Source organism: Rhizobium sp. FG113 (genome assembly GCF_057809895.1).
The window spans coordinates 154,532-167,018 of the sequence record NZ_JBMDKV010000006.1 but is presented as its reverse complement, the minus strand read 5'-3'; the positions used below and the strand labels follow the sequence as shown (position 1 = coordinate 167,018).

Sequence of the window (12,487 nt, the reverse complement as noted above, 5' to 3'; positions counted from 1 at the left end):
CTTGACATCTGCATGATCACAGAGCGCTGCTGGCATTTCAAAGACGACGCACACATCCCTTCCTGAACTTCTCGCCCATGCGTGCGATCACTTCGTCGGCTCGTGATCTGACGAGGCGGCCATTTCTTCAATCTGGATGGACGGGCTTTCCGTGATAGGTCTCGCGGAACGCTTTTGCGTGTTTCTTGTCGGGCACGGTGACGATTACGAAGCGACGCCCGGTCTCAGGATCCTCTTGATTGGATAGGTCGATCATCCAGATCGTTTTCGGCGCCAGGGTTGTGAGCTCGATCAGTTTTTCCATGATCGGGTCATCGCTCGCCTGGACGGCAAATGGGAGTTCATATGCGAAGGTTTCCTGGCTTGCTGGTCCGCTTAGCTGCTCCCTGAACCACTCCCACACATTCGCAAAGTCGACCGGAAAAGGTCCAAGATCAACGTTCACCTGGACCACGTCCCGCGCAAAAATGACCTCGCCATCAAAGAAAGTGTGAATTCCGAGGAAGTACTGGGAAAGTTCCAGATGAGAGGAAAGAGCCTCGCGGAGGATCTTCAGGTTCGATGTGGTCTGGAACATACCGGTCTCCGTGGGCCTACCAAATAATTTCAGCGTGATCGATGCAAAAGGCAGAGAATGATCTGCGGCGTATTCCGCAAACAGTGGAAGTTTCGACCGTAAATCTAATGTTAGTCATGCTTCAGGCAAGATTAAAACGACAAGTTGCTGAAATAACGTTGAGAGGGCGACTTTGCAGATTGTTATCGACACGATCGACCCGCAGGGAAAATGCCGAGCTCTGGTGGTCGAAGCCCTTCGATGCGACGGTGAGACGCTTTTTGTCCGCAAGGGAACTTGCGATTTGGAAGTATCGGTCGCTTCCATTGTCGACTGGACGCCGATCGATGACGAGGCGTCACATTCCCTGCCACTCGACAGGTGGATTACCAGGCGCGGGGATGTCGTCTGTTTCTGATTTTTTATGCTAACTGCTCAACATAGGTTTTGGAGCAAACTGCGCTCCACCCTATGACCGGGAGCCCGTCGCCAAACGCACTGTAGCGACGACGCAGAGACCAAGTCGGGTAGATTGCCGTTCGAGGCTGATGTTGCGCAATGAGTGCGCTTTGCACGACGCCAATTCAATTGGGCGACTCGTTTCGACCATGGTTCCAGAAAGCGCGGATATCGTCCTGTTGTGCATCACGCGTCCAGCTTGGATTTTCGAACTGATGTGGCGTCAGTCTAAAACTGTCCAATCCGTACACCATCCCAGTGCGATCTCGGGTGATGGTCGTAAGCACGACGTGTTGGAACCTGTTTCGGTCATGTGCTTCTTAGCGCACGATTGGCCCGTGTCGGCTCGTCCTTCGGTTTTGCTGCGGTCTGAACCAGCGTCCGTCCGCTTCAAGGCCGCTATCGCGCCGCGGGGCGGCCGGAACCTGCCGTCCTGCACGGAGCAGCTCCGCTCGGCTTCGCAGGGCAATTTCCCTGCTTGCTCGCAGATCGGCTCCGCTTGGCCTGGCATGTCCGGACCGTGAAGCGCCCGTCTTCCGCCGGTTCGTGGCGACCGTACCGAAGGGCAAGCCGGCATGGGGCCGGAACCGCTTCGGCTCGAAAGGAAGAGACATGGCCAAGCCCACAAACAATCCTCATCAGATCGCCCGGGTCGTTCAGCTCCGCAAGGGTGCCAGCCTCGAAATGGTCCGCCTTACCTGCCCGGACAGCGCCCAGGCGATCAAGATCGCCGAAAGCTTCGGGAACGCTGTTGTCGACAGCGACGGGATCCGAGATCTCCACGAACGACTCATCATCGAGACCGCGGATGCACTCAGCGAAGGCCTCGGTGACCGGGCCATGCAGATCCACCTGCAGCGGATCGTCGGCGCCTATGTCGGCTCCGCCCACGGCGCCGGGCAATTTTACAGCAATGCCGTCACCCAGGCACGCGATGCCACCGCGAAGGCTGCAAACGACGCTCGCGACGAAGACCTCGACGGTCCTGTTGGCTACGATAGTGCCGCACAGCGCAAGCGCGAGTTCGCCGCCGACATGGGTGTTCAAGCCCACGCGCTACGGATGGCGGCCGAAGGTGCCGTCACCGCCTACAAGCACGTCGTAGGTGAGAACTGGAAGCCATTCGATCGCCCGATCGAAAATCCTGGACACTCCCTCGACCGCAAAGCGGCCGCAGTCCAGATGTCCGCGTTCGACTGACACACTGCGGCGGGGTTCGCCCCGCCTTTCATTGTTGAAGGCCGCCTCCCTGGGGCGGCCTTTTTCATGCCGGCTCGTGCGGGAGGAAGAGCGAAAAGGAAATTGATCGGGCTATGCGGCCCGTCTCGGGCGTCGGACCTGCAGGAGCCGCCCACGTCAGGCAACGGCTTCGCCGTCCTTCACGTCGTTCCGGCCGTTCCGGTGCAAGCCGTGCGCTTATGCCTCCTGCTCTTGGTCTCCGCGACGGGCCGCGATTGGCGCGGCTCCAAATAGTGGAGAAGAGCAATGAGCAGGAAGACCGAAAGCCAGCGCATCGACACCTATTCCCGGATCACAGATCGGATCATCGAGGACCTCGTCAGCGGGGTTCGTCCATGGATGAAGCCCTGGAATGCGGCTAATACGGATGGCCGCATCACTCGCCCGCTCCGTCATAACGGCCAGCCCTATTCAGGGATAAACGTTCTCCTGCTATGGTCAGAGCAAATGTCGCGTGGCTTTGCTTCGTCGATGTGGATGACCTTCAAGCAGGCGTTGGAACTCGGCGCCGCTGTTCGAAAGGGCGAGACCGGATCGACGGTCGTATTCGCGAGCCGATTCACCAAATCCGAAGCGGATGAAAACGGTGGGGAGGTCGATCGAGAGCTCCCGTTTTTTAAAGCCTATTCCGTGTTCAACGTGGAGCAGATCGACGGATTGCCGGAGCATTACTATAGTCGGCCAGAGATCGTGCTCGACACCGTCACACGGATCGAGCAGGCGGATCGTTTTTTCCGCAACATTGGCGCGGTGATCCGCCACGGCGGAAACCAGGCTTTCTATGCACCCGGTCCGGACGTCATCCAGATGCCACCCTTCGAGACTTTCAAGGACGCGGCAAGCTACTATGCCACGTTGAGCCATGAAGCGACCCACTGGACTGCAAATGAGAACCGCGTTGACCGCGACCTGTCACGCTATGCCAAGGATAGAAGCGAACGTGCTCGCGAAGAGCTGATTGCGGAGCTTGGCAGTTGTTTCCTTTGCGCGGACCTTAGGATCGCCCCAGAGCTTGAACCGAGGCCTGATCACGCGTCGTACCTTCAGTCTTGGTTGAAGGTATTGGCCGACGACAAGCGGGCGATTTTCCAAGCGGCGGCCCATGCACAGCGTGCCGTCACCTACCTGCATGGTTTGCACGAAGCGTCGATGACGTTTCGGCCTGATTGATGCCGCCGAGATCGTGATGGGAGTGGGCCGTGTCGCCTGTATTTGCAGCAATGCTGCGATTGCTGGACCGCAGTCGACGATACAATAAGGACTTGTCCGCACGCCAGGATCGCGATCCGGCCCAAGACATTCGAAAACGATTAATGGTAAGTCTGCGATACTTCGGCCGGATCGTTGGGATTCTCGCCTTGGAACCCGCTGTCCTTGCCAAGGTCTTGAATCTGCTCGAGCCGTTCTGCAACGCTGGCGACGTAGCTGATGCCTTGCTCCAAAAATATTTCGGCCGCGCGCAGAATTTCCGTCGCCTTGCCAGTTCCACAGCCACGGATCGAGCGTGCAAGATAAGTGGCGTTGCGTGCCGACTGAACGTCGCCGAGTTCGTCTGCGTCCTCTGCGACGCTCTCAAGCGCCTGGGCAACGAGCAACATCATCTTCGCTCGTTCCACGGCTGTCATCTCGGTCAAGGTGCGCGCGGTCATCGATGCCACTTTCCGCCATGGCAAAGATATGACTTTGCCGGCTATCTATTGGTTGACGTTGAGAAATCTACAGACGGCGACGTGTCCGTCGGGATCAGATGGCAATCGAAAGTGGCGACGACAAGACCTAACCCATGTCGTGGCCGCACCACAGTCATGCGCTGAATGGGCGGATCCGCGAGGGCGGGATGATGATCCCAGTTGACCTTAAGTCGATGCACTCTCTGGCAGAGCAACTCGGCCGAAAAGTGAGGTTACGTTCGATGGCTCATCCGGAACCTGCCTTGCACTTTGAGCGCGCCGTCTCCAGAATTGATCCATCTCCCGTGTCTTCGACAGAAAGTCCTTGTGGGGATTGTAGTAGTCGGGTCGGGCCGGCAAAGGCAACTGGTAAGCAGCGCAAATCCGCTCAACCAGATCCATCCCCCGCAGGCCAAGGCGTGCATATTCATCCTGCCGATGTTCAAACAAGTCCTTGAAATCCGGTGGATCGATCTCGATGGATTCCAACGCGTCGCGGACATTGCGCAGCCGGTTCGGCAGCCACCTGATCTCGTCGGACAATTGCCGTTCGAACAATGACCAATTGGCATCCTTTGGCAGGGTGAGAACTGGATCGTCAGCGTGGAGGAAGAAATTCTCCGGATCATCGACGTCGAATTCGGGGAAATCGTGCGCCGCCATGTAGCAACCGCCGACAAAGTCGTCGATTGCCAGGACCAACTGCATCGCAAGGTCCCGCGCTTCATCTTCGGGTAGCACGATTGGTCTTCGTTCGATTTTCCGGCTTATCCAGACAACGACCCCAATCGATAGTCCGGCAACGGCGACCCCGATCAAAATCATCAGTGCAGCGAAATCAAATGGGCTCATAAGGAATCCTTCTGACAGCTAGCTTTAGCAATGCGATATGAGCACGATTCTCTGAATAGACAAACTATTGCGTGGTGCGCGAACGCGCAGTCGGAGGGATTGTCGCTTTACGACATTTGGCGATCTATGACTTAATATTCTGTATTGCTTAAATGGCATTGTGTTCAAGCCGCAAGAACACCTTGCTAAATGCCCGTCGACCCTCATCGACGGGCATCTTTCCTTTAACGCAGGAACGTGACGGAGGCAGTGAGATCTGCGCGCTAGGCTTCCGGCCCGCCCGTTTGTAAAATGATCTGCAAAACAATCATCCGCTCTAACCGCTGCATCAATCCCGATACTATGCCATCACCTTCAGAGAGCGTTCAGTTCACAACGATCCGCCAACACGAACCTTGATTTTCTGCCATCTGGCTGGATACTCCGTTCTCTTTGGTCGAAGCCAACGAGGAAGGCCAGGGCTTGCAGAATCTCGTCGACTGGTTGATCGCACAGGGTATCTCCAGCGGAAGCATCGAGCAGATCATGGAGGGGCTTGGGCCGCGCTTGGTGGCGCTTGGGTACCCCATTGCTCGCGCTTCGATCGCGATGCCATCCATCGATCCGATGCAGAGAGGGTATTCGGTGGCATGGGCCCCAGACTTAGGCGTGTCGATCGATAGCCAGGGACATGATGATGCGGGCCAGGCGATGTTCGAACGATCGCCTATTTTTCACCTGTTGGCCAATGACCTTCTTTACGGTCGGTGGCGACTGCCGACGGACGGACCCGATACCTTCCCTCTGTTCGACGATCTGGCGGCGCTCGGCGCCACCGACTACGTCATTAGGCTCGCGGAGTTTCCGGGAGAGATCGCAATCGGAGGTGTTGGGTTCTCCTTGGCGGCTAACGCTGTGGAGGGGTTCTCCGACGAGCAGATTGCAGGGATCGCCCAGTTCATGCCCGCCCTTGCGCTGGCTTGCTATCGCGTTGCGACGACCCGCTTGGCGACAGACATGCTGGCGGTCTACACCGGTACGCGAACGAGCGGCCGTATCTTGAGCGGGCAAACCAGGCGGGGTGACGGGACCTCGATAGACGCCGCGATCCTGTTTGCTGATCTCAAGAACTTCACTTCATTGAATGAACGTTGGCCCGCTGAACGTATAATCGGCTGGTTGAACGAACACTTCGAAGCCATTGCCGGTCCTGTTGAAGGGTGCGGGGGCGAAATCCTGAAATTCATGGGAGATAGCCTGCTGGCTATTTTCCCCAGTGAACTTGACGATCCGTCAGCAGCCTGCGGGCGTGCTCTGTCAGCCGCTTTAGATGCCGTTAAAGGCAACGAAGAGCTCAACGCGAGCCGCGCGGCACTCGGCGAACCCCAGTTGCTCGTCGATGTCGCCTTGCATGTCGGGGAGGTGTTCTACGGCAACATCGGCGCCTCTCGCCGGCTCGACTTCACGGCAATTGGCCGGGCGGTCAACGAAGTAGCTCGGATTGAGAAGATTGCCGATGTGGTGGAGCGCAGCGTGCTCGCATCAGCCCCGTTTGCAGCGACACTGGCCACGATCGGCTTTGAGAGCGCTGGCTACTTCAAGCTCAAAGGGGTCGAGGAACCAATGGAAGTCTATGCCTGGAAAGGCATCGTCGGGCATTGAACGCCGCGCGTGATGCAACCGGCAAAGCAGCGATCGGCTCAGCCCGAAGAGGTGTCGATCAACCCTACCGACGTTCGCGGGCGTGTGCCCCGTCCACGAGGGGGCGCCTGAGCTAAATAGGCAGCCCTGCGGGGTTTCCGCGCAAGGTGCCAGTTGGCTTGCCCTGTGACCTAGCGAAATGACCAGTTGGACCGACCTATTGGGTTTGTCGTTGTGGGTAAGCTCAGCGCCCCCATGACATCGACGGGCGATTTGCGTATGCGGTGATCGATTATTCTTATCCGCGACGGGCCCATAGAACGAGACAAGTGTCTCGGGCGCGGCTCCGCGCAACGATCTCGAAGGGGCATGAATTTGATGAGCGAAACTGGTGGCTATTTCCCGCGCTGGCGGTTGAAGACGGAAGGGCGCATCCTGCCCGATGAACGGTTGCCGGCCGGTCAGACTGTCGTGCTTGGCCTGCAGCACGTGGTCGCCATGTTCGGCTCGACCGTGCTTGCGCCGCTGATCATGGGCTTCGATCCCAATGTCTCCATCCTGTTTTCGGGCATCTCGACGCTGATCTTCTTCGTTGCCGTCGGTGGTCGAGTTCCGAGCTATCTCGGATCTTCCTTCGCCTTCATCGGTCCCGTGCTTGCCGCGACCGCGGCCACGGCCGGCGCGCCAAATCCAAATATCGCGCTGGCTTTGGGCGGCATCATCGCCGCCGGGGCGCTTTATGCCCTGATCGGCCTCTTCGTCGCATTCGCGGGTCACCGCTGGATCGAGCGGCTCATGCCACCTGTGCTCACCGGTGCGATTGTTGCGGCAATCGGACTTGTGCTGGCGCCGATCGCGATATCGAGTGCCTCCGGCATCAACGCGTCCAGCCCCGATGGCAGCCAGCTCTCGCGCTGGATCGCCATCCTGACCTTCGTGGCTGTCGGCGCCATCGCGGTTTATGCACCCGGCATGACCCGTCGCCTGCCGATCCTCATCGGCGGCGCGCTCGCTTATCTCACCTACTACATCGTCGCCAACGGTTTCGGGCTTGGCGCACCCATCGACTTTTCCGGCGTGGCCGCCGCCCCGTGGTTCGGCTGGCCGCATTTCACGACACCGGTCTTTTCAGCTTCCGCCGTGACGCTGATCGCGCCTGTCGTCATCATCCTCATCGCGGAGAACTTGGGGCACATCAAGGCGATAGGCGCCATGACAGGCCGTAGCCTGGATCCTTATCTCGGCCGCGCATTCATTGGCGACGGTGTCGCGACCATGCTGTCCGGCGCCTTCGGCGGCACGGGCATGACGACCTACGCGGAAAACATGGGCGTGATGGCCGTCACACGAATCTTCTCGACCCTCGTGTTCCTCGTCGCCGCCGCTGTCGCGATCCTGCTCGGCTTCTCGCCGAAGTTCGGAGCCCTGATACAGACGATACCTGCCCCTGTGATTGGTGGCCTGTCGATCGTCGTCTTCGGGCTTATCGCGGCGACCGCCGGCCGTATCTGGGTCGAAAACAAGGTCGACTTCGCCGAGCCGCGCAATCTCATCACGGTTGGCGTCGCGCTTGTGTTGGGCGCCGGCAACTTCAAGCTTGACGTTGCAGGGTTCACGCTCGACGGCATCGGCACGGCGACGATCGGCGCGATCGTGCTCTATCATGCCCTGGGCTGGTCGAAAGTCTCGGGTCGCACGAACAACAATGCGTAGCAGCGATTGATCTGAGCACCAGCACACGAGATCGAGGTCGCCTTGATGAGAGGCGGCCTTTCTGCTCGTTTCTACCGTCATCTAGTCGGAAGACTGATCTCGGAAATTGATGTGGATCTATCTGTGCCTGGACGATCGATGGCTCGCTTCCGACGGCCGAAATGGATTTGGCTCAACAGATCGAACACACAGCTTAGCCCGCTCTCATCCGCATCATCATGCGAAAGTTGCGAGGGGTGTCGTCCGTGTGGTGTTTGAAAACAGCGTAGAAGCGCGCGGGGGAACCGAAACCACAGTCATGTGCGATCTCAAGGATCGGGTCGTTGGTCTCCGCCAGTCGTAGCATGGCACGCGATAACCGGAACCGCGTCAGATATTCCATGACAGAGATTCCCAGCACGTTGCGAAACGCCCTGTTGGCGGTTGTGGGATGCACGCGCGCCAGCTTTGCGATCGATGCGAGCGTCAGTGGTTCACGGTAGCGCTTGCTGATTATCTCCGTCAGAGCCTGCGTATAGCGTATGCCCGGACCGGCAAGCGCCGTCGCTTCGCGGCGGGTGATGCCGGCGTCTGCATGGTCAAGAATAAGCCTGCGCACGCGAAGAGCAACCTCATCGCTGACCAGTTGCCGCCGCGCCTGATCGCCATTGGTCCATTCCTTGACCCATCGAGCGCCTGACGACGATGCGCCGTCCGTGGGGTTGGGTTCGTGTATGAACGCCCCCTGCAATATGGCCTGTCTGGCGGTTGCCTCGATTGGCATTGCCAGAAAGTCCGCGAGCGGAAGATAGGCACAGACGAGTGGTGATTGCGGCGTCACGACAATCGTCTGATGAGGGATCGCCGCCCAAAACAAGACGAGGCGTCCGGCTTCGACATGCTCCTGCTTTCCGTTGAAAAGGTAGGTCATCGAGCCCTCGCGGAGCAGATTGATCTCGATGTGGTCGTGCCAATGCGCCGACGTCATCGTATCCGCCATATGCTCTTCAACGAGAAAGTCGCGCGGCGACCCGAGCCACTTGCCCTCCGTACCAGCTTCTTCTCCGTTCACCGTCGTCTGCTCCGATCCGAGAATAATCTCCCTATTATCGAGAAGAAAGTCCCAATTAAAAGAGGCATGAAAGGTCGATCTCACCAAAGGAGAACCTTATGCCAAAAATTTGCCTCGTCGGAGCCGGAAGCACAGTCTTTGCCCAGAACATCCTGGGCGACGTGCTGTCGACTCCATCTGACCATGACTATGTCATCAGCCTTTTCGACATAGATCCGGAGCGCCTGAAGACGTCTGAGATTGTCGCGCGACGCATATGTGAGGCGCTGAAGTTGCCCTCGGTGCGGATCGAGGCGACGCTCAATCGTCGCGAGGCCCTCAAAGGTTCGGACTTCGTCATCTTGATGATGCAGGTCGGTGGCTACAAGCCAGCAACGGTCACGGATTTCGACGTGCCTAAGAAATACGGCCTGCGGCAGACGATTGCCGATACGCTCGGCATTGGAGGCATCTTCCGGGGTCTCAGAACGATCGCCGTGCTTGAGGCCATTTGCCGCGACATGGAGGAGGTGTGCCCGAATGCGTTGTTGATGCAGTATGTCAACCCGATGGCGATCAACTGCTGGGCCATCAAGGAGATTGCCCCGACCATCCGCAATGTCGGCCTCTGCCACAGCGTGCAACACACCGCCGGCCATCTTGCCGGCTGCCTTGGCGAAAACATCGACGACATCAACTACGTCTCTGCCGGCATCAATCACATTGCGTTCTTTCTCAAATATGAGAAAGTCGGCACCAACGGTGCAAGGGAAGATCTGTATCCGAGGCTGAAGGCGCTGGCAGCCGAGGGCAAGGTTCCAGCCGACGATCGCGTTCGTTTCGACGCCCTGAAACGGCTTGGCCACTTCGTGACCGAATCCAGCGAGCATTTCTCGGAATATACGTCGTGGTACATCAAGGATCGCCGGCCGGAACTGGTGGAACAGCTCAATATTCCGCTCGACGAGTACATCCGCCGTTGCGAGGTGCAGATCGGCGAATGGCATGCGCTGCGTCAGGACCTCGAAGGCGGAAAGCCGATCGAGGTGTGCCGGAGCAACGAGTATGCCGCCGGCATCATCCACGCGGCGGTAACCGGAAAGCCGGCGCTGATCTATGGCAATGTTCCGAACAACGGCCTAATCGAGAATCTTCCGCCTGAATGCATCGTCGAAGTTCCCTGCCATGTCGACCGCAACGGCATCCAGCCGACGCGCATCGGCAGAATTCCGTCGCAACTCGCAGCCGTCATGCGATTGAGCATCTCCGTACAGGAACTGACCGTGGAGGCCGCGCTGACCGGTAAACGGGACCGGATCTACCAGGCCGCGCTGCTCGATCCGCACACATCCGCCGAGCTGTCGCCCGACGAAATCTGGCACATGGTGGACGATCTCATCGACCAACACGGCGACCTGCTGCCAAAGTATCACTGAGCACACCCCTACCCTTTTCAGCGGCGCCTTGTTTGAGGCGCCGTTTTCTTTGCGCGCAAAGAAAACGATCAGAAAAAATCATAATTGTGATTGACAATGATCTTTTCAAATGAAAATCTGAGTGAAATTAAGATCCAAAAGGGAACATGCCTTGAACCAGAGCGGCGGCCTCAAGACTGATCGGCAGGACCTCATCCGCAGCCATCTCTATGCGAACGGCTTTTCCACGATCCAGGACATCGCGGATGCCGTCGGCGCCTCGCTCGCGACCGTGCGGCGCGATCTTCAGCTATTGCAGGAGGCTGGTGCGATCGACCGGGTACACGGCGGGGCTCGGATCGCCGAAGGGTCTTCGGTGGAGCTTGCGTTTCAGGAGCGCGAGAAGCGCCAATTGGCTGCCAAGCGCGCCATTGCGAATGCGGCCTACGAGCGCCTTCATCCCCGTACCGCAATCTTCCTCGATGCCGGCACGACGGTGCTCCAGCTGGCCAAGCTGATCCGCATCAATCCCATGCCGCTACGCATCTTCACCAACGGCCTGATCGTGGCGCAGGAGTTCATGAACGTCCCGAACCTCGACGTCGTCCTGCTCGGCGGGCAGTTGCGCAGCGAAAATGCATCGCTCGTCGGCCCCCAGGCCGAAGCCATGCTGGAAACGATCTGGTTCGACCAGCTGTTTCTCGGCGCAAGCGCGGTGAGCAATGATGGCGCGATCTACAGCGTGGACAGCGCCGAAGCGAGCCTCAATCGGAAGATGCTCACCCGATCCAGCCATCGCTTCGTACTCGCGGACTCCTCGAAATTCGGCACGACAGCAACCTACAAGGTGGCGCCGTTGAATAGTGCCAAGCTGATCACCGATGCCGATCTTTCGAAGGACTGGCGAGCGCAGCTTGGCGACCTTGCCGTCGAGGCCATTTTTGCCGACCAGGGAGCGAAGTCTTGAGCGACGACCTGATCCTCGGCATCGATGGCGGCGGCACCAAGGTGATGGTGGCGCTTGCCGATCGCAGCGGACACATCCTTCGTACCGGTTTGGGTGGCGGCGTCAACGCAATGGACAACCCAGCTTGGCGGACCGAGCTCGAGGCGCAGATCGAACCGTTTCGCGCCGAAGGGCGATTGACCGCCATCGCGGCCGCCTTGCCCGTTTACGGAGAGGTTGCCCATCTTTCCCAACAGTTGGAAGAAGCCATCGCGCAAGCCTTCCCGAAAGCGCGGACACGCGTTCTCAACGATGTCGATGCCGCCCATCTCGGCGCGCTGGCCGGCAAGTCCGGTATTCTTGTGCTCTCCGGAACCGGTTCCATGGCCTGGGCGCGCAATGCAGAAGGCGAACCTGCCCGGACCGGCGGCTGGGGTGACATCATCGGTGATGAAGGCAGCAGCTACTGGGTCGGCAGGTTGGCGCTCAATCTTGTCAGCCAGAGCCTGGATGGACGCCTGCCGCCGACCGCCTTGGCAAAGGCTGTCTTTGATCACCTTCAACTCGAGCCAACCAACCCGATGAACAGCCTCGGTGCCTGGGCGACGTCTGATGCGAAACGGTCAAGCATCGCTGCGCTGTCCGCAGTGGTCGATCGCGCAGCGCTAGAGGGTGACGCCGCCGCCATTGGCCTGCTTGACCTCGCTGCGGACGAACTCGCCAAGCACCACCGTGCGATCGCAGGCCACTGTGAACCGGGAGCCAACTGGACATTTGCCGGCGGCACGTTCCGGAGCACGATCCTTTTGAAAGCCCTCGAGCGACGCATCGGTCGCCCCCCGATTGCTCCGAAACTACCCCCGATCGGCGGAGCGCTCTTCGCTGCCGCCCAACTTCTCGATTGGCCCATAGACGAAGGCTGGATCGGGCACGTCGCCGCATCGGCTAATGCGGCGTTTGCGCAATAAAATCACGTAAATTCTTGAT

General features: G+C 58.8%; 11 protein-coding genes. 7 read left to right on the top strand and 4 right to left on the bottom strand.

Annotation, left to right across the window (positions count from 1 at the left end; all coding sequences use genetic code 11):
- Positions 1-127: 127 nt before the first annotated feature.
- The gene (locus ACODTZ_RS17130; RefSeq protein WP_247750227.1) at positions 128-577 is read right to left on the bottom strand and encodes a hypothetical protein; all 450 of its coding nucleotides are present in this window, start codon (positions 575-577) and stop codon (positions 128-130) included.
- 1,050 nt (positions 578-1,627) lie between these two features.
- Here ACODTZ_RS17130 and ACODTZ_RS17125 point away from each other — a divergent pair.
- Together ACODTZ_RS17125 and ACODTZ_RS17120 are read left to right on the top strand one after the other, a co-directional pair.
- Positions 1,628-2,215 (top strand): hypothetical protein, encoded by a 588-nt coding sequence (locus tag ACODTZ_RS17125; RefSeq protein WP_209234020.1) that lies wholly within the window; start codon positions 1,628-1,630, stop codon positions 2,213-2,215.
- A 285-nt stretch (positions 2,216-2,500) separates the two neighbouring features.
- Complete coding sequence (locus ACODTZ_RS17120; RefSeq protein ID WP_489026921.1) at positions 2,501-3,424, top strand: ArdC family protein; 924 nt, start codon at positions 2,501-2,503, stop codon at positions 3,422-3,424.
- Positions 3,425-3,564: 140 nt separating this feature from the next.
- Here ACODTZ_RS17120 and ACODTZ_RS17115 read toward each other — a convergent pair whose 3' ends face one another.
- Both ACODTZ_RS17115 and ACODTZ_RS17110 read right to left on the bottom strand, forming a co-directional pair.
- On the bottom strand, positions 3,565-3,903 hold the full coding sequence (locus tag ACODTZ_RS17115) for a hypothetical protein (protein ID WP_489026920.1): 339 nt from the start codon (positions 3,901-3,903) through the stop codon (positions 3,565-3,567).
- 207 nt (positions 3,904-4,110) lie between these two features.
- Positions 4,111-4,776, bottom strand: a complete 666-nt coding sequence (locus ACODTZ_RS17110; RefSeq protein ID WP_489026919.1) for a hypothetical protein — start codon at positions 4,774-4,776, stop codon at positions 4,111-4,113.
- Positions 4,777-5,238: 462 nt separating this feature from the next.
- Here ACODTZ_RS17110 and ACODTZ_RS17105 point away from each other — a divergent pair, with 462 nt between their 5' ends.
- Both ACODTZ_RS17105 and ACODTZ_RS17100 read left to right on the top strand, forming a co-directional pair.
- Positions 5,239-6,417 (top strand): adenylate/guanylate cyclase domain-containing protein, encoded by a 1,179-nt coding sequence (locus ACODTZ_RS17105; RefSeq protein ID WP_489026918.1) that lies wholly within the window; start codon positions 5,239-5,241, stop codon positions 6,415-6,417.
- A gap of 357 nt (positions 6,418-6,774) precedes the next feature.
- Positions 6,775-8,109: a solute carrier family 23 protein gene (locus ACODTZ_RS17100; RefSeq protein ID WP_489026917.1), complete on the top strand. Its 1,335-nt coding sequence runs from the start codon at positions 6,775-6,777 to the stop codon at positions 8,107-8,109.
- A 193-nt stretch (positions 8,110-8,302) separates the two neighbouring features.
- Here the strand turns inward: ACODTZ_RS17100 and ACODTZ_RS17095 are convergent, their stop codons facing one another.
- The gene (locus ACODTZ_RS17095) at positions 8,303-9,160 is read right to left on the bottom strand and encodes a helix-turn-helix domain-containing protein (protein WP_348531736.1); all 858 of its coding nucleotides are present in this window, start codon (positions 9,158-9,160) and stop codon (positions 8,303-8,305) included.
- A 98-nt stretch (positions 9,161-9,258) separates the two neighbouring features.
- Between ACODTZ_RS17095 and ACODTZ_RS17090 the strand changes: the two genes are divergently transcribed.
- From ACODTZ_RS17090 to ACODTZ_RS17080, 3 genes are all read left to right on the top strand, one after another.
- Positions 9,259-10,575: an alpha-glucosidase/alpha-galactosidase gene (locus ACODTZ_RS17090; protein ID WP_489026916.1), complete on the top strand. Its 1,317-nt coding sequence runs from the start codon at positions 9,259-9,261 to the stop codon at positions 10,573-10,575.
- A 151-nt stretch (positions 10,576-10,726) separates the two neighbouring features.
- The gene (locus ACODTZ_RS17085; RefSeq protein ID WP_489026915.1) at positions 10,727-11,521 is read left to right on the top strand and encodes a DeoR/GlpR family DNA-binding transcription regulator; all 795 of its coding nucleotides are present in this window, start codon (positions 10,727-10,729) and stop codon (positions 11,519-11,521) included.
- Positions 11,518-12,468, top strand: a complete 951-nt coding sequence (locus ACODTZ_RS17080) for an N-acetylglucosamine kinase (protein ID WP_489026914.1) — start codon at positions 11,518-11,520, stop codon at positions 12,466-12,468. Before ACODTZ_RS17085 ends, ACODTZ_RS17080 begins: the two co-directional genes overlap by 4 nt.
- Positions 12,469-12,487 lie beyond the last annotated feature (19 nt).